Annotated in this window: 18 protein-coding genes; 10 read left to right on the plus strand and 8 right to left on the minus strand. The window is 42.6% G+C overall.

Going from position 1 to position 22129, the window contains the following annotated elements; all coding sequences use genetic code 11:
* Positions 1 to 20: 20 nt before the first annotated feature.
* Positions 21 to 647 (minus strand): uracil phosphoribosyltransferase, encoded by a 627-nt coding sequence (gene upp / locus AC2HW8_RS03360; protein WP_117965607.1) that lies wholly within the window; start codon positions 645 to 647, stop codon positions 21 to 23.
* 194 nt (positions 648 to 841) lie between these two features.
* Here upp and AC2HW8_RS03365 point away from each other — a divergent pair, with 194 nt between their 5' ends.
* The gene (locus AC2HW8_RS03365; RefSeq protein WP_484327146.1) at positions 842 to 2326 is read left to right on the plus strand and encodes a uracil-xanthine permease family protein; all 1485 of its coding nucleotides are present in this window, start codon (positions 842 to 844) and stop codon (positions 2324 to 2326) included.
* A 296-nt stretch (positions 2327 to 2622) separates the two neighbouring features.
* On the opposite strand, the gene ilvB is transcribed toward AC2HW8_RS03365, so the two are convergent.
* The 3 genes from ilvB to AC2HW8_RS03380 form a co-directional block, all read right to left on the minus strand.
* Entirely contained in the window at positions 2623 to 4290 is a 1668-nt protein-coding gene (gene ilvB, locus AC2HW8_RS03370) for a biosynthetic-type acetolactate synthase large subunit (RefSeq protein ID WP_295245078.1), read from the minus strand.
* A gap of 160 nt (positions 4291 to 4450) precedes the next feature.
* Positions 4451 to 5146, minus strand: a complete 696-nt coding sequence (locus tag AC2HW8_RS03375) for a 5'-methylthioadenosine/adenosylhomocysteine nucleosidase (RefSeq protein ID WP_484327147.1) — start codon at positions 5144 to 5146, stop codon at positions 4451 to 4453.
* Between the two features lie 368 nt (positions 5147 to 5514).
* Entirely contained in the window at positions 5515 to 6243 is a 729-nt protein-coding gene (locus AC2HW8_RS03380) for a 16S rRNA (uracil(1498)-N(3))-methyltransferase (protein WP_484327148.1), read from the minus strand.
* 139 nt (positions 6244 to 6382) lie between these two features.
* Here AC2HW8_RS03380 and AC2HW8_RS03385 point away from each other — a divergent pair, with 139 nt between their 5' ends.
* From AC2HW8_RS03385 to AC2HW8_RS03395, 3 genes are all read left to right on the plus strand, one after another.
* Positions 6383 to 6928, plus strand: coding sequence for a CinA family protein (locus AC2HW8_RS03385; RefSeq protein WP_015522981.1), 546 nt, complete (start codon positions 6383 to 6385; stop codon positions 6926 to 6928).
* Positions 6929 to 7069: 141 nt separating this feature from the next.
* Positions 7070 to 8557 carry a 4-alpha-glucanotransferase gene (malQ, locus tag AC2HW8_RS03390; protein WP_484327149.1) on the plus strand — a complete coding sequence of 496 codons (1488 nt, stop codon included), beginning with the start codon at positions 7070 to 7072 and terminating at the stop codon, positions 8555 to 8557.
* Between the two features lie 4 nt (positions 8558 to 8561).
* Positions 8562 to 10928, plus strand: a complete 2367-nt coding sequence (locus tag AC2HW8_RS03395; protein WP_101029660.1) for a glycogen/starch/alpha-glucan phosphorylase — start codon at positions 8562 to 8564, stop codon at positions 10926 to 10928.
* 436 nt (positions 10929 to 11364) lie between these two features.
* Here the strand turns inward: AC2HW8_RS03395 and leuD are convergent, their stop codons facing one another.
* Both leuD and leuC read right to left on the minus strand, forming a co-directional pair.
* Positions 11365 to 11844, minus strand: a complete 480-nt coding sequence (gene leuD / locus AC2HW8_RS03400; protein ID WP_015522977.1) for a 3-isopropylmalate dehydratase small subunit — start codon at positions 11842 to 11844, stop codon at positions 11365 to 11367.
* Between the two features lie 19 nt (positions 11845 to 11863).
* A complete protein-coding gene (gene leuC, locus AC2HW8_RS03405) occupies positions 11864 to 13129 on the minus strand; it encodes a 3-isopropylmalate dehydratase large subunit (protein WP_046432360.1) in 1266 nt (421 codons plus the stop codon).
* Positions 13130 to 13237: 108 nt separating this feature from the next.
* On the opposite strand from leuC, the gene AC2HW8_RS03410 reads away from it, so the two are divergent.
* From AC2HW8_RS03410 to AC2HW8_RS03420, 3 genes are all read left to right on the plus strand, one after another.
* Positions 13238 to 13891 carry a Crp/Fnr family transcriptional regulator gene (locus AC2HW8_RS03410; protein WP_296642872.1) on the plus strand — a complete coding sequence of 218 codons (654 nt, stop codon included), beginning with the start codon at positions 13238 to 13240 and terminating at the stop codon, positions 13889 to 13891.
* Between the two features lie 88 nt (positions 13892 to 13979).
* On the plus strand, positions 13980 to 14909 hold the full coding sequence (locus tag AC2HW8_RS03415; protein WP_484327150.1) for an Ig-like domain-containing protein: 930 nt from the start codon (positions 13980 to 13982) through the stop codon (positions 14907 to 14909).
* A gap of 14 nt (positions 14910 to 14923) precedes the next feature.
* On the plus strand, positions 14924 to 15772 hold the full coding sequence (locus AC2HW8_RS03420) for an alpha/beta hydrolase (RefSeq protein WP_215639294.1): 849 nt from the start codon (positions 14924 to 14926) through the stop codon (positions 15770 to 15772).
* 65 nt (positions 15773 to 15837) lie between these two features.
* Here AC2HW8_RS03420 and AC2HW8_RS03425 read toward each other — a convergent pair whose 3' ends face one another.
* Positions 15838 to 16674, minus strand: coding sequence for an AraC family transcriptional regulator (locus AC2HW8_RS03425; RefSeq protein ID WP_117882427.1), 837 nt, complete (start codon positions 16672 to 16674; stop codon positions 15838 to 15840).
* A 137-nt stretch (positions 16675 to 16811) separates the two neighbouring features.
* Here AC2HW8_RS03425 and AC2HW8_RS03430 point away from each other — a divergent pair, with 137 nt between their 5' ends.
* The 3 genes from AC2HW8_RS03430 (at position 16812) to AC2HW8_RS03440 (ending at position 20386) form a co-directional block, all read left to right on the plus strand.
* The gene (locus AC2HW8_RS03430; RefSeq protein WP_484327151.1) at positions 16812 to 17624 is read left to right on the plus strand and encodes an AraC family transcriptional regulator; all 813 of its coding nucleotides are present in this window, start codon (positions 16812 to 16814) and stop codon (positions 17622 to 17624) included.
* Positions 17625 to 18381: 757 nt separating this feature from the next.
* Positions 18382 to 19530 (plus strand): G5 domain-containing protein, encoded by a 1149-nt coding sequence (locus AC2HW8_RS03435; protein WP_484327152.1) that lies wholly within the window; start codon positions 18382 to 18384, stop codon positions 19528 to 19530.
* Between the two features lie 298 nt (positions 19531 to 19828).
* Entirely contained in the window at positions 19829 to 20386 is a 558-nt protein-coding gene (locus AC2HW8_RS03440) for a hypothetical protein (RefSeq protein WP_021883589.1), read from the plus strand.
* Positions 20387 to 20475: 89 nt separating this feature from the next.
* Here the strand turns inward: AC2HW8_RS03440 and AC2HW8_RS03445 are convergent, their stop codons facing one another.
* Positions 20476 to 21633 carry a zinc ribbon domain-containing protein gene (locus tag AC2HW8_RS03445; protein WP_484327153.1) on the minus strand — a complete coding sequence of 386 codons (1158 nt, stop codon included), beginning with the start codon at positions 21631 to 21633 and terminating at the stop codon, positions 20476 to 20478.
* Positions 21634 to 22129: the final 496 nt, after the last annotated feature.

Consider the following 22129-nt stretch of genomic DNA (forward strand, 5'->3'; position numbering starts at 1 on the left):
TTTTGAATGCGGAAAATAAATTATTTTGTGCCGAAAATTCTGTCGCCTGCATCGCCCAAACCTGGGCAAATGTATGCGTTTTCGTTAAGCTCACGGTCAAGACAGCCAACATAAAGCTGAATATCGGGGTGTGCCTTCATAAGAGCGTCAACACCCTCGGGAGCTGCGATGATTGACATGAACTTGATTTTCTGACCGCCGTGCTTTTTGATGAAATCAACAGCGGCAATAGCCGAACCGCCTGTTGCAAGCATCGGATCGACAACAACAATCTGACGCTGATCAATCGGATCGGGGAGCTTGCAGTAATATTCGTGCGGTTCGTGAGTTTCGGGGTCACGGTAAAGACCGATGTGACCTACTCTTGCGGACGGAACAAGTGCGAGAATACCGTTTACCATACCAAGACCTGCACGAAGAATCGGAACAACGGCAAGCTTTTTGCCTGAAATAACAGGCTGAACAGACTCCTCAATCGGAGTTTTAACCGTGATGTCCTGAGTTTCAAGATCCGAAAGAGCCTCGTAACCCATAAGCATTGCAATTTCTTCAACCAATTTGCGGAATTCGTTTGTTGATGTGTCTTCTTTTCTGAGAAGTGTAATTTTGTGTCTTATAAGCGGATGTGTCATGTACGAAACTGACATATCATTGCCTCCTTGTTGAATTTTGATTATTTGATTAACTTAATGATACTAAAAACCGTTCAAAATGTCAATGATATGGGAACTTTTGGCATTAAAATAAAAAGTTATTGCTTTTATATCTGTGCAAAGGTATAATTAACAGGAATGGGGTTTTTACAGATTTTAAACCCGAAAATGAGAAAGAGGGAATTCTAATGGATAAAAACAACGGCGCAATTTATGATGCCCGCAAACTCGGAAAACCGAAGATGATAATTCTCGGTGTTCAGCATATGTTTGCAATGTTCGGCGCAACAATCCTTGTTCCGATTTTAACGGGACTTGACATTTCAACAACTTTGCTTATGGCAGGTTTGGGAACACTTTTGTTCCACTGCATTACAAAGTTTAAAGTACCTGCCTTCCTCGGCTCGTCCTTTGCATTCTTGGGCGGTTATGCCGCAATCAAGGCTTTTTCACCCAATGACCCTAACAGTATGCTCCCGTATGCGTGCCTTGGTGTTGCGTGTGCCGGTCTTATCTATTTTATCCTTGCCGCAGTTATCAAGGCTGTCGGTATTGAAAAGGTAATGAGATTTTTTCCGCCTGTTGTAACAGGGCCTATTATCATTGCAATCGGTCTCGGACTTGCTCCGTCGGCTGTTTCAAACTGCACGACAAACTGGTCCTTGGCTGTAGTTGCTCTTGCTGTAATTGTTGTTTTCAACATCTGGGGCAAGGGAATGGCTAAAATCATTCCGATTATACTCGGCTTGCTCATCTCCTACGGCACAGGTCTTGTGCTTTACTTCATTTCACAGGCAAATCCTGACCTTATTCAGAATGTTCCGTGGCTTTTCTCGGGCGGTGCTGACGCAAACGGTGTTTATCAGCCTATTTTTGACTTTACAAGCCTGAACACAATTTGCGACAACATCTCAAAAGGTCACATTTTCGGCAGTGAGGGACTTATCGGAATTCCGATTCACTGGGATAAAACGGTATTCGGCGGTATTGATTACTCAAACGGTGCGCTTATCGCATCTTCAATCATTGCCATTGTTCCGATTGCTTTTGCTACAATGATGGAGCATATCGGTGATATTTGCGCCATCAGTTCAACAACAGGCAATAACTACATCAAAGATCCGGGACTCCACAGAACTCTTGTCGGTGACGGCCTTGCAACAACACTTGCATCACTTTTCGGCGGCCCTGCAAACACAACATACGGTGAAAACACAGGCGTTCTCGCTCTTACGAGAGTTTATGACCCGAGAGTAATAAGAATTGCCGCTTACTTTGCCGTTGCAGTATCATTCTTCCCGATTGTTTCGGTAATTATCGGTTCAATTCCAAGCTGTATCATCGGTGGTATTTCGTTTGTTCTTTACGGTATGATTTCTGCTATCGGTGTCAGAAATGTTGTTGAAAACAAGGTTGACTTCACAAAGAGCCGTAACCTTATCGTTGCCGCAGTTATTCTTGTTTGTGCGCTCGGTCTTTCAAGCGACACGGTAAGCTTCACAATCGGCAGTGCCGCAATAACACTTTCGCCACTTGCTGTTGCATCAATTGCAGGTATCGTTCTCAACGCAGTTTTCCCCGGTAAGGACTATAAGTTCGATACGGAAGATGTTGCCGATGCCGCAAACTTTGAAAAAGAAGTTAAACCAAAGGAAAAGAAAGAAAAGAAGTAATTTTACTTTAATAGTCGTAACACAAAACAGCCGTATTTTTACGGCTGTTTTTTTACGCTTTGTCTAAAGCCATGTATTCAAAGTTGAATTCCGCTACTGAATGGCATAAAAAACAGGGTACTCGAACGAGTACCCTATATATGTTGAATTATTAAGTTAGCTGTGTTTGGAAATATGCAGATGTTATTTAATCAAACTACCTACACGAACAAGGAACAGTGGTTTGCCGTGCTCGGGAACTGAAAGTTGTTCCTTAACAAAACTGCCTACACGAACTGCGTGCCGAGGCTCTCGGCTTACATTTCGGTGATGATTTCGTTGATTGTTTTTCCCGGAGGAATCATCGGGAGAACATTTGCATCGGGACTGATGCGGCAGTCAACAACAACGGGCTTGTTCATCTCAAAAGCCTTTGTGAGAATCGGCTTGATTTCCTCAGGCTTTGTGATTCTTAAACCATCAACGCCGAAAGCGTTTGCAAGCTTTACAAAGTCGGTTGCTCTGTGCGGATCGGTCTGTGAAAAACGACTGCCGTAGAAAAGCTTCTGCCACTGACGAACCATGCCGAGAACCGTGTTGTTCATAACAACTACAACAACGGGGAGTTCATAGGACTTCAGTGTTACGAGTTCGTTTAAGTTCATGTGGAAACTGCCGTCACCTGTGATGAGGCAAACCCTGTCATTGGGACGGGCACACTGCGCACCGATTGCGGCGCCCATGCCGTAACCCATAGTACCCATACCGCCCGATGTGAGGAGCGTTCTGCTTTCCATAATCTTGCTGAACTGTGCAACCCACATCTGGTGCTGACCTACATCTGTTGCGATGATGTCTGACGGACACTTGATTTCGTTGATTGTATCAAGAACCTGCTGTGGGAGCGGAAGGTCGCACTCGGGGAGCTTTTTATCGTCAAAATGATGCTTCCATTCTTCAATCTTCGCAAGCCAGTCCGGATGGTTCTGACGGTCAAGACCGATTGTGAGTGCAATGAGAATTTCTTTTATATCTCCGAGAATGTATTCATCAACCTTTACATTCTTGTTAATTTCTTTTTCGTCAATTTCAAGCTGAACAATCTTTGCCTGTTCGCCGAACCTTTCACGGTCGCCTGCAACACGGTCGGAGAATCTTGCACCGCACGCAATCATAAGGTCACATTCGGCTGTTGCCATACCTGTTTCGTAACCGCCGTGCATACCGATGTTGCCGACGCAGAGCGGATGATCGGCGGGAATACAGCCGAGTCCCATAAGCGAACAACAAACGGGAGCGTCAATAAGCTCTGCAAATGCCTTGAATTCTTCGCTTGCATCAGCGCTGATGATACCGCCGCCTGCGTAAATCATAGGACGCTTTGCGTTTTTAATCATTTCCTGAACAACACGAACTTTTTCAGGGTTTCTGATTTCAAAGGTTCTCGGTCTTTCGGGAATAGTCTGTACAAACTCTGTTTTGTTTGCCGTTACATCCTTTGGAACATCAACGAGAACAGGTCCTTTTCTGCCGTGTTGAGCAAGAGCAAAAGCCTTGCGTATGGTGTCGGCAAGATCCTCAACCTTTTCAACAAGGAAGCTTGCCTTTGTAACGGGCTTTACGATGTTTACAATGTCAACTTCCTGAAAGCTGTCTCTTCCAAGCTGATCGGTTGTTACATTGCCTGTGATTGCAACAAGCGGAATGCTGTCGATATTGGCTGTTGCAAGGCCTGTTACAATGTTTGTTGCACCGGGACCAGATGTTGTCATAACAACGCCTGTTTTGCCTGTTGCTCTTGCGTAACCGTCAGCCGCATGAGAAGCACCCTGTTCGTGTGCTGTGAGAATGTGACGAATTTTGTCGCTGTATTTATAGAGCGCATCGTATGTGTTGAGTGCCGCACCGCCCGGATAACCGAAAACCGTGTCAACACCCTGTTCAAGAAGACACTCGCAAATGATTTCTGCACCTGTAAGCTGCATATATATCTCTCCCTTGTATATGTAGTGTTATTCCATAAAACAATGTTACCTTTTATTTTATCCAAATGTGATTATATTGTCAATAGAAATCGAAAAAGACAACTCATTACAAAAGAAAAAACAGGGAACAAAAGCGTTCCCCGTTTTGAGTCGGTCGTAATTATTCATTTTTGAGATATTCACATATTGCGCCTACGGTTTTTTTGCTTGCAAGTTTGCAGAATTTTTCATAGTCAACACCCTTGTTTTCGTCAAGGTCATCGGAGATTGCCCTGATGATTCCGTAAGGAGTTTTGAGTGCGTAGCAAACATAACCGATTGCCGCACCCTCCATTTCACAGACAAGAGCACCGAATGTGTCGGCAATTCTTTTGCGTTTTTTGCGGTCGGAAACGAATATGTCGCCGCTTGCGATAATGCCCTGCTCAACCTTGGTGTCGGGGAGTGCCCTGCACGCCTGCGTGAGCCTTTCAACTACTGTTTTGTCGCAGTCAAAGAATATCTTTGTACCGTCAGGAAACGAAACCTCGCCCTGTCTGTCACCGAGAGCAGTTGTGTTCATATCGTGCTGAACGGATTTTGTCGCAACAACAATATCTCCGATTGATACAAGAGGGGAGAGTGAACCGCCCACACCGCTGTTGATTACAACATCGGGATTGAACTTTTCAATAAGCACAACGGCACACATGGCGGCATTGACCTTGCCGACTCCGCAGACTACAACGGCTATGTCCTTGCCGTTAAGAGTACCTGTGGTGAATTTCATTCCTGCGATTTCTTCGGTTTGTGTGTTCTGAGAAAGGGCGATAATTCCGTCGGCCTCAATCTGCATGGCACATATAATTCCTGTCATAAATTTTCCTCCGATTTTGGTGTTGAAATGTAGCGGCGTTCAGCGAACGCCAATCGTTTTGGTTGCAAAACCAAAACGAACAAGCGATAAATTTATGTTGTATCATTGTCGGTTAAAAATCATTTGTAATGTCGAACCGATTTTGTAATCGGTTCGATTGGCGGTCGCTGACCGCCGCTACTGTTTGCATAAATCCATACAATATTGCGCTCGGGCATCATTTGTTGTGCATTGCACAAACTGTCTTCACGAGAGGGGTGCGAGGCACTCGCCTACGAGTCGGTATATGCAACTACTATGCTACACTCGGGCATCATTTGTTGTGTATTGCACAAACTGTCTTCACGAGAGGGGTGCGAGGCACTCGCCTAAAAATTGTCGGTTTCGTACATAATAATGGATAGGGCGGCGAGGGGGGCGGTTTCTGCACGGAGAATTCGTTTGCCGAGGGTTGCCGCCTGACCGCCGATTGCGGTTACGCTGTCAACCTCCGATTGTTCAAATCCGCCTTCACTGCCGATGAACATTCCGACGGTTTTAGGCTTTGTGCCATTCAGAATTTTTTTGACGGATTCTCCGCCCATTTCGTAAAAAAATACGGTCTTTTCGTTCTGCTTTGTCTGTTCTGCCGCCTCTTTAAACGAAATGCACGGAGTTACTTCGGGGATAATGCCTCTACGGCTCTGCATTGCCGCCTGAAGAGCAATTTTCTGCCAGCGTTCACACTTCTTTTTCAGCGACTTTTCATCGGGACGGGAAACACATCTTGCCGAAATCATCGGCACAATTCTGCTGATTCCGAGTTCCGTGCATTTCTGAACGATGAAATCCATTTTATCACCCTTAGGCAGAGCCTGATAGAGGGTTACAAAAACATCGGGTTCGTTTTCACACGGCTTTTGTGAGATGATGTCAACTGTGACTTCACCCTGTGTGATGAGCGAAATTTTACATTCATACTGCGTTTTGTTCGGAGAAACAAGGGTGATGTCATCGCCTGTACGCATACGCAGCACCTTAGAAATATGCTTTGCGTTTTCTCCGACAAGGGTGTAGTTGTTGCCGAATATATTTTTTTCGGTAAAAAACCAAGCCATAAAATTACCTCTTTTTTAAGCGTTTTTGCGTGAGCGCTTTCCTTTTCTATTTAATATATCAAAAAATAAAAATAATTGCAATATTCATATGCCGGTGCTAAAATATGGATATACGAAAAATTTTCGGAGATGATTATTAATGATAACTCTGACAGATACAGATGTGGTTCGGCTTTTGAGAAAAAACAATCTCAATTCCGACACGCTCCAGGAAAATGTTGTTGCAAAGCTCCGTGAAAAGGGCGTAAAGCTTGCAACCGCAGAAAGCTGTACGGGCGGTCTTTTAAGCGAAAGAATTACCGCAGTAAGCGGTGCAAGCGAAGTGTTTGATTTTGGCGTATGCACATATGCAAATGAAATGAAACATAAGGTGCTTGGAGTTTCAAACGAAACGCTGTCTGTGCTTGGCGCAGTTTCGGCTGAAACTGCAATGCAGATGGCAGAGGGTGCAAGAAATGTTTCGGGTGCGGATTTAGCTGTAAGTACAACGGGAATTGCAGGTCCTACGGGCGGAACGCCCGAAAAGCCTGTCGGTCTTGTTTATTGCGGAATCAGCACAAAAGACAAAAGTTATGCAATAAAGCTTATGCTTGGCGGCAGTATTAACATGGTAAATTCAAGAGGCTATATAAGAAAACTAACTTCTGACGCTGTTTTACTGACTATTTTGAGTATATTGCAATAACTTGTCGTTGTTAAAAAAATAACTTGTAAAAATTTAGATTATGTGCTAAAATTATCTTGATACTGTGGGTTCAGGGGCGAATTGCGCCCGAATTCGCAGATTTAAAAAATTTAACAGTCCGTCAGAATGGAGTTGATTTTTATGGCTAGAAGCGCAGGTGTTATCCTTTCGATTACTTCGCTTCCATCCCCCTACGGTATCGGCACCATCGGCAAAGAGGCTCGCAAGTTTGCTGACTTTCTGAAAAAATCAGGTCAGACAATCTGGCAGATTCTCCCCGTTGGACCGACAAGTTACGGTGATTCACCGTATCAGTCTTTTTCAACCTATGCAGGCAATCCTTACCTCATTGACCTTGACACTCTTTGTGAAGAAGGTCTTTTGACTAAGGAAGAGGTCATGAGCCGTGACTGGGGCTCAGATGACGCCGAGGTTGACTATGAGAAAATCTACAACAACCGTTTTGAAGTTTTGAAGATTGCTTACGATAACTTCAAAAAGGGTGACCAGAAGGCATTTACATCCTTCAAGCGCAAAAACAGTTCATGGCTCAAAAACTATGCACTTTATATGGCAGTTAAAAAGAGCTTTGACATGGTTTCCTGGACAGAATGGCCGGATGAGGAAATCAAAATGCGTGATGAGGCTGCCGTGAAGCGTTATGAACGCAAGCTCAAGGATGATGTTGATTTCTGGAAGTTTGTACAGTTCAAATTCTATGAGCAGTGGGAATCCTTCCGTGCGTATGTAAACGGTCTCGGCATTAAGATTTTGGGCGATATGCCAATCTATGTTGCCATGGACAGCGCAGACACATGGGCAAATCCCGAGCTGTTTCAGCTTTATGACGACGGTGATCCTATCGCAGTTGCAGGCTGTCCGCCGGATTACTTCTCGGCAACAGGTCAGCTTTGGGGCAATCCTCTCTATGATTGGGATTACCTTGAGGCTACCGACTATGAGTGGTGGTTTGAGCGTATCAAAGCCGCATCAAAGCTTTATGATATCACCCGTATTGACCATTTTAGAGCTTTTGCAAGCTACTATTCAATCCCTTATCCTGCCGAAAACGCAATCAACGGTGAATGGGTTGAAGGTCCGCGCATTAAGTTCTTTAATATGATGGAAGAGGCACTCGGCAAGATTGATATTGTTGCCGAAGACCTCGGAACACTCACTCCCGATGTAACCGAGCTTATGGAGCAGACAGGCTATCCGGGAATGAAGGTTCTTGAATTCGCTTTCGACAGTGGTGAAGAGAACGACTATCTTCCCCATAAATACACCGAAAACTGTGTTGTTTACACAGGTACTCACGATAACGATACTGTTATGGGCTGGCTTGAAACAGCTAAACCCGAGGACGTTAACTATGCAAGAAGTTATTGTCAGATGCCTGATGACGAACCGTTCAACTGGGGACTCATCCGTGTTGCTTATGAAAGCAAGGCAGATACAGCAATCGTGCCTATGCAGGACATTCTCGGCCTTGGCAAGGAGGCAAGAATGAATATTCCGTCAACACTCGGCGGAAACTGGGTATGGAGACTCAATGGTGCAGCTCTTACTGATGAGCTTGCAGATAAATTAAAAACTATGTCTGAAAAAAGCGGACGACTGGAGGACTAAACAAATGGGTAATATTATGGAAAAGCTTGAACTCACAGCTCAGTCTATGTACTGCAAAAAGATTGAAGAGCTCACACCCGCTGAGCTTCACTACTCACTCGGCAAAGCAGTAATGGGCGAAATCGCAGGCAACTGGGAAGCAAGCAAGATTAAACATGACAGCGAACGCAGAGCTTACTATTTCTCTGCAGAATTCCTCATGGGCAGAATGATGTACAACAACCTCTACTGCCTCGGCATTCTTGAAGATGTTACAAAGCTCCTCAAAAAGAAGGGCATTGACATCAATGTATTTGAGGATATCGACGATGCTGCTCTCGGTAACGGCGGTCTCGGCAGACTTGCCGCTTGTTTCCTCGACAGTGCTGCTACACAGGAAGTACCGCTTGACGGCTACGGAATCCGTTACAAGTACGGTCTTTTCAAGCAGCTTATCGAAAACGGTTATCAGGTTGAAACAGCTGATAACTGGCAGAGATTTGAAGATCCGTGGTGCAACCGTGTTGAAGATGAGGCTGTTACAGTATCATTCAAGGGTCAGACAGTTAAGGCTGTTCCTTACGATATGGCTGTTATCGGTTGTAAGACAACAAACATCAACACACTTCGTCTTTGGCAGGCTGAGGCAGTAAACGATTTTGATTTTACTGCTTTCAACAACACAGAGTACAACAATGCCGTTCAGGAAAAGAACGATGCCGAAAACATCACAAAGGTTCTTTATCCTAACGATAACAAGTATGAGGGCAAGGTTCTCAGACTTAAACAGCAGTATTTCTTCTGTTCTGCATCACTTCAGGACATTATGCGCCGTTATAAGAAGAAGCACGGCAATGATTTCAGCTTCTTTGCTAAGGAAAACACAATTCAGCTTAACGATACACATCCTGTATCATGTGTTCCCGAGCTTGTAAGACTTCTTATGAACGAAGGCTTCAATTTTGACGACGCTTTTGAAATTGCAAGAAAGACATTTAACTATACAAACCACACAGTTCTCGGCGAGGCTCTTGAGAAGTGGCCTGCTGACCTTATGACACAGGTTATTCCTGAGATTTATCACATTATCTGCCTTATCGCCAACAAGTGCCAGGAAGAGCTTACTGCTAAGGGTGTGCATGAGGATACAAAGGCTAAGATGCGCATTATCGACGGTAATGTTGTTCATATGGCAAGACTTGCAACATACGCATCAACATATGTAAACGGCGTTGCCGAGCTTCACACAGAAATCCTCAAGGCTGATGTACTCAAAGAGTGGTATCAGGTATATCCCGAGAGATTCCAGAACAAGACAAACGGTATTACACAGCGCCGTTGGCTCGGTCTTTGCAACCCTGAGCTTTCTGCTCTTATCACAGAGAAGGTTGGCTCAGATGCATGGCTTACAGACCTTTCACTTCTTGAAAAGCTCAATGACAGCATTGACACAAGAACAATCACAAAGTTCAACAATATCAAGAAGAAGAAGAAACAGCAGCTCGCAGACTACATCAAGAAGATGGACGGCTACGATGTAAATCCCGATTCAATCTATGATATTCAGGTTAAGAGACTTCACGAGTACAAGAGACAGCTCCTCAACGCTTTCTCAATCATGACAATCTACTTCAGATTGAAGGATAAGAAGCTTAAAAACTGGACTCCTACAACATTTATCTTCGGCGCAAAGGCTGCTCCGGGTTATGCAAGAGCAAAGGCAATCATCAAGTACATCAACGAGATTGCTAAGCTTGTAAACAACGATCCCGAAACAAAGGATCTCCTTCAGGTTTACTTCATTTCTAACTACAATGTATCTTACGCTGAGAAGATTGTTGTTGCTGCTGACCTTTCTGAGCAGACATCAACAGCAGGTCTTGAGGCATCGGGTACAGGTAACATGAAGTTCATGCTCAACGGTGCTCCTACACTCGGTACACTTGACGGTGCTAATGTTGAAATCGCTGAGTGCGCAGGCATTGAGAACGAGTATATCTTCGGCGCAAAGGTTGAGGATATCGAGAGAATGAAGAAGGAAGGCTACCATCCAAAGGCTCTTTATGACGCTAATCCGGAAATTAAGAGAGTTGTTGATACTCTTATCGACGGCACATTTGATGACGGCGGCGCTCAGGGCGAGGGCAGCTTCAAGGAGCTTCATGATTCACTCCTCAAGGATTCTTCATGGCAGAAGGCTGATAACTACTTCCTCATCTATGACCTTCCCGATTATGTTGATACAAAGATCAGAGCTAACACAGAGTATGCTAACCGTAAGGAATTCGGTAAGAAGTGCCTTATCAACATTGCAAATGCAGGTAAGTTCTCATCTGACCGTACAATCCTCCAGTATGCTAAGGAAATCTGGCACACATCTTACAAGAAGTAATTTGTTAAAAGGTTTTACTTTAAATATTTGTGCGTAAAAGCATTCAAGCCTCCCGTTTGTTCGGGAGGCTTTTTTGTTGTGTTGAAAATTTATTATTATAATGTAGCGGCGGTCATTGACCGCCAATCGAACCGATTATAAAATCGGTTCGACAGTACAAATGTTTTGTTTTAACCGATTATGATGCAACAATAAAATTGTTGTTTGTTCGTTTTGGTTTTACAACCAAAACGATTGGCGATCACTGATCGCCGCTACAAATGAATGCGTGACTTTCATCACATCAAAACATTTTGACAAAACATAAAATTTCATCAAGGCGGGCGTCCAATGAACGCACCTACAATATTTTGTTTAAAGAGTAAAAATAACGGCAGACTTACTTACAAGTCTGCCGTTTGTTGTTCTGCTATAATTTTAAATCAAAATCAACGGATTACATAATCGAGTTGATGAGACCGCCTTTTTTGATGATGTTCTGAATGAACTCGGGGAACGGCTCAGCCTGGTATGTTTTGCCTGTTGTTTCGTTGGTGATGACGCCTGTGTCAAAGTTTACGGAAACTGTGTCGCCCTCTTTGATATCTTTTGCCGCCTCATCACATTCAAGAATAGGAAGACCGATGTTGATTGAGTTACGATAGAAAATTCTTGCAAAGGTTGATGCGATTACACATGAAATTCCGCTTGCCTTGATTGCGATTGGTGCGTGTTCACGGGAAGAACCGCAGCCAAAGTTCTTTTCGGCAACCATAATGTCGCCCTCTTTAACCTTGTTTACGAAATCTGCGTCAATGTCCTCCATGCAGTGAGCCGCAAGCTCCTTGTGAGATGCGGTGTTAAGGTAGCGAGCAGGGATAATTACATCGGTATCCACATTGTCGCCGAACTTGTGTACAGTACCTTTTGCGTTCATTGTTTGTTACCTGCCTTTCTTATACCTTTTCGGGGTCAATAATGTAGCCTGCGACAGCACTTGCGGCGGCAACAGCCGGACTTGCAAGATAAACTTCGCTGTCAACATGACCCATTCTGCCGACAAAGTTACGGTTAGTTGTTGAGATTGCTCTTTCGCCTGCGGCAAGAATACCCATATGACCGCCAAGACACGGACCGCAGGTCGGTGTTGAAACAACTGCGCCTGCCTCAATGAAGATATCAAAAAGACCTTCGTGCATAGCGTCAAGCCAAATCTGCTGTGTGCCGGGGAAGATGATGCAACGAACATTCTTTGCAATCTTCTTGCCCTTGAGAATGTTTGCGGCGGCACGCAGGTCTGAAATTCTGCCGTTTGTGCATGAACCGATTACGCACTGGTCAATCTTAACTTCTTTTTCGCCGATTTCATCAACTGTTCTTGTATTTTCGGGAAGATGCGGGAATGCAACTGTCGGACGGAGAGTTGAAAGGTCGATTGTGTACTCCTCGTCATAAACAGCGTCCTCGTCTGCCGTGTATTCGACAGGAGTACCCTGATATCTGCCGTTGCAGTATTCACGGGTGATGTCGTCAACAGGGAAGATACCGTTCTTTGCGCCTGCCTCAATTGCCATGTTTGCAATGCAAAGTCTGTCATCAATGTTGAGGTATTTAAGACCTTCGCCTGTGAATTCCATTGACTTGTAAAGTGCGCCGTCAACGCCGATTTTGCCGATGATGTGGAGAATGACATCCTTACCGCTTACAAAACCCTGTGGCTTGCCTACGATGTTGAATTTGATAGCTGACGGAACTTTGAACCAAGCCTTACCGCTGATCATACCTGCCGCCATATCTGTTGAGCCAACGCCTGTTGAGAATGCGCCGAGTGCGCCGTATGTACAGGTGTGTGAGTCAGCACCGATGCAAAGACAGCCCGGTCCTACAAGTCCCTGTTCGGGGAGAAGTGCGTGTTCAATACCCATCTGACCTACATCTCTGTAGTTTTTGATATCATATTTGTCTGCAAATGTGCGAACCTGTTTAACCTGTGTTGCTGCCTTGATATCTTTATTAGGTGTAAAGTGGTCCATAATCATTGCGATTTTTGTGTTGTCAAATACTGAGGTAGCGCCGTTTTCCTCGAATACATTAATAGCTACGGGAGATGTTACATCGTTACCGAGAACCATATCGAGCTTTGCCTCAATAAGCTGACCTGCCTTGACTTCGCTGAGTCCTGCGTGAGCCGCAAGAATCTTCTGCGACATAGTCATACCCATAATAAATCACTCCTTTTCTTTTAAGATAATTATTGCATACACCTTGCAAAAAGATTGTAAACTATGTTACAATTAAGGAAATAAATCGGATTATTAGGGCGGTGAATTATGGAACACACGATTAATGCCTGCGGACACGCAAACAGCACTGTTCATGAGAATATGCAGTCGCTGATTGAACAGTCGGGGAGCGTCAGAAAATACGCAAAAGATGAGATAATCTATCTTCAGGGCGACACGGCGCAAAGCTTTTGTTACATCAAAAAGGGCAGTGTAAAGGTGTATATGAATTCCGTTGACGGCAACGAGAAAACTCTCAACACGGCAAGACACGGCGAGATTATCGGTGAGGGTGCTTTTTTTGACAAAAAGCCGAGAGTCAGTTCCGCCAAGGCACTTACAAATACCGAAGTTATAATGATTGACAAAAAGCGATTGACCGACATTATCGCACAGCACCCGACGCTTGCGTTTGAATTGCTTGAAATTCTTGCCAACAGAATAAGACTTTTGTCATCACAGCTTGACTCAATGACCTTTATGCAGGCAGACGCCCGTATTGCAGGGCTCTTGCTTGAAAGCGAACATAACGGTTCTGTTGCAATTACACATGAAGAAATTGCCAATACGGTAGGTGTATCAAGGGTTACAGTCAGCAAAACTCTGAGCAGATTTGCAAAATCGGGATACATTTCTACCGAGTACCGAAGAATACTTATAAAGAGCAGAGAAGGTCTTGAAAAGCTTGTGAATGAAAGTTGATCGGCTGTGGTTTACAAAAGTATATAAATAGGTTAGAATACAGATAAGAACAAGAATTTTACATATATTAAGGACAGGGGGAGTGTTTGTGAAAAAATTAATACCCGTTTTGGCGATGATTATGCTTGTGCCGTTTGTGATTTGCTCATGCTTTGTACAACAAGCCAAGAGCATGAAATTAAGCTATGAAGAAATTGAATTTCATGTGGGCGATACTAAGCATATTTCGGTAACAATTGAACCCGAGGGTGCGGATGCGGGAAAAATAAGCTGGTCATCTTCGGATAATAAAATTGTGACCGTTGATGACGGAACAATCACAGGCAAATCAAGGGGAACAGCCGTTGTGACGGCAGAGAGCGAAAACGGACTTAAAAAACTTTGCAATGTGACCGTTCTTGACAAAGAGATTGAAGGCGTGACTCTGAGCGAGAGTTCAACTTCCGTAAAACAGGGAAGTAAAATTCAGCTTGAGGCAAAGGTAAAGCCTGTTGACGCTCCGACCGACAACCTTGCGTGGTCGTCATCGGATCCGAAGGTCGCAAGTGTTGACGGCAACGGCATGGTTTTTGGTGAAAGCGAAGGCGTTGTAACAATCACCTGCGAATCCGCAAACGGCAAAAAGGCAACCTGTACCGTTACCGTAAAGGGCAACAATATGAATCCGACCGAAAGTTACACAAAATCAACAGAGCCGACAAAGAGTGATGATACTAAGAGGCATGAAGGTTCAAACAGTTCTTCGTCAAAATCAGATGAAAGCCGTAACAACGGTTTTATATTTCCGCATTCGTCACAAAGAAAACTTACTGTAGATGAAGTTACGGGACTCGGTGGAGATGTTGCACAGGATGCAATCAATGAAATCTATGCCCGTCACGGATATGTTTTCAAAACAAAATCAATTCAGAAATACTATGAGAGCCAAAGCTGGTATCACAAAAACTACAATTTCAGCGAAAGCGACCTTTCGGAGATTGAGTCGTATAATATAGGCTTGCTCCGCAAATACAACTGATAAGGGATAATATTATGAAGCTTGAAATGAATCTTAAAATTGAAAAACCGAGATATTTTACCGTATCCGACATAACCTATGCACAGGTTGACGCATGGTTCGGACACACCACAAGAGACTTGAAACTCGACTTGATTTATCCAAAATTAAAAAACAAAAAATACCCGTGTATTGTGTGGTTTTGCGGTGGCGGTTGGATAAGACTGGATAAATCTGCCCATTTTGCTTATCTTGCAAAGTTGGCACTCGAGGGCTTTGCGGTTGCAAGTGTTGAATATCGCACAAGCAATGAAGGGGCATATCCGATGCCGTTGGAGGATGTAAAAGCGGCTATTCGTTACATCAAGGCTCACGCAGACCGTTATAATATAGATGAAAACAAAATCGGTGTTGCAGGCGAATCCGCAGGAGGCTATCTTGCTGCCATGTGTGCTTTAGATAACGATAAGGCTCTTGATGTCGGAAATTATCTTGACTGTTCAAGCGAGGTACAGGCTTGCTGTGCATTTTATCCGCCGACAGATGTTTCAACATTTCCATATGAATCGCCGTTAACTTCGGCGGCAAGTATGGAGTCGCTCATGCTCGGAATGAATGTTGCACTCAATAAGGAAAAGGCAATGAAGTGTTGCCCCGTTTCGTATGTAACCCCGTCAGCACCGCCGTTTATGATTTTTCACGGAACAGACGATTCCACCGTTCCTTTTTCGCAGAGTGCCGAATTGCACGATTTGCTTGAGAAAAACGGTTGCGATGTCACATTGGTTGCAATTAACGGAGCGGAACACGCCGACATATTTTTTGCACAGGAAAAGCTGTGGGATATGGTGGCGAAATTTTTTAAGGATAAACTTTATCAATAAGAAACGGCTGTATGCCGTATGCAAAAAGGCTCAGAACCTGTACAAAGTTCTGAGCCTTTAAAATTTTATCTGTTGAGAAGTTTCTTTTTATACTGCGCCGGTGTAAGGCCGTAGACCTTTTTGCACTGTGTGATGAATGACTTTACATTTGCAAAGCCGTTTTCAAGTGCAGCGGCAGAAACCGTCGAGTTCTTATCAAGCATATCGTTGATTGCATTTTCAAGTCGGAGGTTTGCAAGATACTCCGAAAAGCTCACACGGGTGATGCTTTTGAAGTACTTTGAAAAATAAGACGGAGAAAGATTTACAACCGATGAAATCTCGTTAAGAGGAATTTCACGCTTGTAGTTTTCATTAATATATGCAATTGCTGTTTTTGCATATGAAAAATCTCTGCGCGGAATAATCGGATTGTTGGTTGCTCTCTTAAAGCAGGTGCAATTCTTCAAGAGCAGATAGTAAATCTTATTGACATGAGCAATTTGAAGAAGTGTGCTGTACTCATCATTGGGATTTGTTTCGGCAATTTCCCGAAGAACTTCAATAAGCTTCTGTTTCGTTTGAGGAGAAACAGAAAGATCAAAAACAACGCTGTCAATTGACTTGCAGAACATTCGCATATATTCAAACGAAAGCTGAATGCACACAAGGCGGACGCTTGTTCCGACAACAGGCCGAACAAGGTGGACATCTTCACTGTTGAAAAGAATAAAATCCCCCTCGTTTACAAGCGTTGTTTCGCCGTTTCTCGGACATTCTGCCTGACCTTCAATCACATAGACAAGCTCAGGCTCTCTGTGCCAATGAAGTTCAGTCTTGTGTGTTTCTGACGAAAGGTTAAGATACATAACCTTTGCAGGTGTGTTTTGGTCATAATTTATTATTTCGTATTTATAGTTCAAAATGCTTCACTCCGAATCACCTATTGTCAAAAATGCAAAATTATTGTATAATAACATAATTATAGCGTGAAAAAGCACGAAAATCTATATAGATATGTTATGATATTATGGACAAATGTTGTATTTGAGGCGATTATATGGAACAAAGTAGTAATTACAGAGTACTGTCAAATGTTTGTGTTTCGTGCGGTGTGAGGATTCCTGATATTGATTTTGAAATCAAACCCGCAATGCGTGAAACCTACGGTCTGTTTCTTGTTACGGCAGGCAAGGGAATTTTTATTATAGATGGCATCGAATATCCCGTGAAAAGGGGTAATTCGGTTATGCTTTTTCCGTATTCAAGCATAAGCGTCAAGGCGTATCCGAATATTATGTTTGAATACAAATGGGTTGAACTCACGGGGTTTGAAATTGCCGTAATGATAAGCCGAACCAATTTTTCAAAAAGCCGTCCTGTTGCCCCCGAAATTCCAGTTGAAAGTCTTTTTCAATATTTTGATGTCTGTGATGACAACAGCGACACGGTTTATGCCGCCTGTCGCACAAACGGCAAGGTGCTTATTCTGCTGTCATACTATATTCAGTATTATCCGAGTCGGAAATCAACCGAAACCGACTACATTATGCAGGCGAGAGATTATATAGAAAGAAACTTTCGGCAGGTTTCATGCACGGTTAAAAGCGTTGCCGACAAAGTTCAGATTGACCGCACTTACCTTTACAGACTTTTTAAGGAAGAAACGGGATTTTCGGTTATCGAGTACATCAACAACTGCCGAATCGGCAGAGCCTGCACAATGCTTAACAACACGGATGTTCAGATTAAGGATGTCGCCCTCTCGGTAGGCTTTTCCGATCAGTTATACTTTTCAAAGGTTTTCAGAAAGCTGAAAGGAATCACCCCTACGGAGTACCGCAAAAAGCACGCAAATGAAACAACATTATAAAACTTTAGTGTTGATTTTTAATGTGAGTTACATTATAATTATTATATAATAATAGCTGATTTAAGATTAGTAATTTGAATAATAACATTTTGCTGATACCAGCAAAATGTTGCAAAAAAAAACGAAAATTTTGTACACTTTGCACAAAGGAGGATAGTCATGACTAGTATTGAAAAGTATAGCGACCGAATATTTGAGAACATCAAACCTATTATCATGTTGGCAAAAAAGTCCGTGAAATAATAAAGGAACTTGGCGGTACTATGCCGGAAGATTTGCCCACTCCAAAGAGTAGCATTAAAGAAATAGAACAGAAATCACAAAAAACAATTACAAAGAAAAAAGATGAATAAATACAGCAGAAAACGAGGTCGGTTTGACCTCGTTTTTGTTGCTAAAAAAGCATTAAAAACAACTGCTTTAAGCGATAAAATTCTCTATGAGAAAGTAGTTACAAAACAGTAACAAATCGGTAACGAAACGGTAAAAGTGAATTTCTTGCAAATTGCATATAAATTTGCAGGATAATTCCCAATAAGAAACAAGATTATATTGCAAAAATAGAAAATAAAGGCGAAAGTCTTGTGGAATTGCACAAAAAATTTACTTTTGATTGGTTTGACATTCACAAAACACAGTCCTATAATGTGTGCCTGTAAAGAGCAAGACGGCTCTTTAGTGAAGGTTTATGAATTAAATATGCAATTTTCCATGCAAAATCAATCCTGAGAAAATTGCAAGTCAGGAGAAATTTATTATGCAGAAAAAGAAAGAGAACTTTCGTCCCCTGCGTTCCGTAACGACTTTTGCACTTGCAGCTGCAATTATTACAGGTTCGATTTACACGGTAGCTGCTGCCGTGAACTACAGTGCAGAAACAGAACATGCTGTAACATCAGACGGTGTTGAGCTTGCAAACGGCGATATCGTTTATGCAGGACTTGATGAAAACGGATTTACATACGGCATGATTAGGGCTGTTGAAATCAGCGTTGACTATAACGGCGATGTTCAGACAGTCAGCCTTGCAAAAGGTACGGTTGCCGATGTGCTTGAAAGAACAGGCATTACTCCCGCATATAACGAGGTGGTTGAGCCGTCACTTTCAACTCCGGTTTCGGATAATCTCACCGTTAAGGTTTACAAGGGCAAAAAGCTTTCAATTACAGCTGACGGCAAAACCGACATTGTTTATGTTCCGAACGGCAATGTTTGCGATGTCCTCAATCAGCTTGGCTACAAGCTTTCCGATGACGATATTCTCAGCGTTGACAAGGACAGCAACATTGAGGACGCAGACAGCATCACAATCAAGCGTGTGACCTATAGGAACGAAACCGAAACTCAGTCGGTTGATTTTGAAACCGTTAAGAAAAATTCAAAGGATGTTGACCTTGGTAAAACAAAGGTTCAGACTGAGGGCAAACAGGGCGAAGCTCTTGTAACAAAGAAGTGCAAGTATGTTGACGGCAAAAAGGTATCTTCAAAAACAGTAGACACCAAAATTACAAAAGAGCCTGTTGACAAGGTTGTACTTATGGGTACAAAGGGTTCAAATGTCAGCAATCCTGTCGGCACATTTACGGATATGAACGGCAACACCGTTGCCTATTCATCGGTTGTTACAGGTTCAGGTACAGCGTACACAGCACCCGCAGGTTCACTTACGGCAACAGGCGTAACGGCTTATCACGGCGGTGTGGCAGTCAACCCGAACATCATTCCGTATGGCTCAAAGCTTTACATTGTATCAACAGACGGCAGTTTTGTTTACGGCTACGCAACAGCCGTTGACACAGGCGGTGCGCTCATGTCGGGAACTGCAATTGTTGACTGTTTCTACAACACATATGATGAATGCGTAAGCTTTGGCAGACGAAATGTAAATGTATATATAGTAGGTTAATTTTAGCTCGTGTTAATTTTAGTTCGTGTAGATAGTTTGATATAATCTAAACTATGAATTCCCGAGCTTGACTTGGTGATAGAATTAACTCTGTATGGTGAGTGCATCACACTTAATTTGAAAGGGCAGTTCTATATAATCAAATCTTACGATATTAATAATGTTACGACATAATCAAGGCAGACGCTTCGGCATCTGCCTATTGTTTTTGAAATTTATATTGATTTATCGGAAAATATGCGGTATAATATACTGTGCTTATGACAGAACGAAAGAATGAACCGAAAGGAAAAATATTATGAAGAGAATTCTTACAGCGATTTTATGTGCAGGCATTCTTGCGGTTACTGCAGTTGGTTGCAGCTATAATGATGCACTTTATAAGGACGGTAACAGTTCTTCACAGACAAGCGAGGACAGCACTCAGCCTACAACATCTTCGGTTAAGGATGATAAATACGGCAATGACCTTGACGGACTTGTTGATTATTTTGTAGCTAAGGAATACCTTGGAAGTAAAGACGGCAGCATTAAAATGGATGCGTCCGCTATCGGCGCCAAAGAAGGTAAAAAGTTTGCTGCAAAGTATGCAGGTTCAAATATTATCATTGAGCTTTACTCTTATGATACAAAGAAAACGAACAGCACAGCCGATGAGATTGTAAAGTCCGTTAAGGACAACGGCACATTCAGTATCTACGGACTTCCCGATGTAACAGCCTATCTTTCGGACAACGGCAACTATCTTATGATTTATACAGACACTGCTATTGATAAGACGAATCCCGACAAGAATAGCGATAACTATAAGCATCGTGAGCAGGTTATCAAGGATTTCAAGGCTTTTAAAAAGTAACATATATATGTAAATAATTGTGACGCAATAAAGCGGAGATTGATTCAACTTCAATCTCCGCTTTTTTCTATATATATGTATAGCGTTTTTTATTTGAGTTTTGTACCGCAGTTTCCGCAGAACTTCATATCGTTATTGCATTGTGCATGACAGTTCGGGCAAACAACCGTATTTGATTTATCACTCATATCGTCTGCGACCGCCTGCATATAAGGATTTTCAAACTGAGTGTTAATCTGTTTGTTGTCGGAAGTTGCGTCCATTGAGCCAAAATCAACGTTTTTGGGCTGAAAATCAATCGGTTGCTGAACAGGCGGCTGAATACCTTCTGTCTGCACTTCACTTGTTACAGGAGCAACAGGAGGTACGGGAACAGCGTTTTGCTGAGCATCATATTCAGGAGCCTGACCTGAACCGAGGTTAATTCCGTTTGTATATTTCTTTATATATGTATGAAAAGAAATAGCAAGTGCTGCAAGCAAAGCGTAAAATACAGCAGACAGTACTGTATTTAATACCGTTACAACCCCCGCAGCGGAAATAAACAATGAATTCATGGGATCTGACGAATCAAATAGACCGCTAAAATTAAAGTTCGGATTCTCCTCAGCCAAATGATGCAGATACGCTGAAATTTCCGGACCGTATTCCTTAATAAAGATGAATGAAGCAATTGCGGATGCAACGCTTACTATAATAGAGAGAATAGAAGACACGGCAAGAAGTATTGAACCTCTGCTTTTGAGATAAACCGATGTTGCACCCTTCTTAATTGAATCAGACCATAAAAGCAATCCGATACCGTGTATGAGTGTTACAAGTGCAATAGGAATAGCAAAGATGCAGAGGATAAGAATGTATCCAAATACTTCCTGTCCCTGCAAAACTAATGAAAGAAGAAAAGTTATTCCGGTAAAGGCGAGCAATGCAAGTCCGCCGATTACTATTTCAATGATAGAATATATCTTGATGAGAGTAACCGTTGCGCCAAACGGCATTGGATCATTTGAACGGCACTTTGCATAAAGCAGGATAAGAGCAATACATAAAAGAATTGAAATTGAACCGCCCGTGCCGCTCGAGAAAGATATGTTCGTAGAACCTGCTCTTGTATTAATGCTAAACATTCCGAAAATACATGTAAGGCCAGAGACTATTGCACATATTAATGTAAGCGGTTTGGAAAAGAATCCTTTCAATATCTGCACATTCTGTTGATACGGATAATAGGGAATGGAATTAATCATAAATTTTCCTCCGAAAAATTAATTTGTATTTCTATTTTATATTATAGAAAGGGAAAATACAATAGGATTTTCAAAATTGTAAAAAGGTGTATTTTAGACGACCACAATATGTTGTGATAAAACAAAGAAATTTGTTGACAAAACCACAAGGCTAAAACTTTTTCTGAAAAAATTGAATTTTTTTGAAAAAAGGGGTTGACTTTTCTGGAAAAAGGTATATAATAAAGAATGTTCCGCGAAGGAAAACAACAAATCCTCTTAAAACAAAAGAGAGAATCAAGTTTTTCTTGTGCAAAGTGAACATAGGACCTTGAAAATTGAACAACGAGAAAATAGTAAAGAAACCCGTAATGACTTTGAGGAAAGCTCAAAGAATTACAGTGAGATGTACACTAAAAAAGCATCAGGAATTACGGATATAGTCAGTGACATATTCGTCAATGAGCGATTAAAGCTCTGAAATTGATTTGAACAGCTGAAAGGCTGTTGAGATACA

The organism is Ruminococcoides sp., assembly GCF_057037865.1.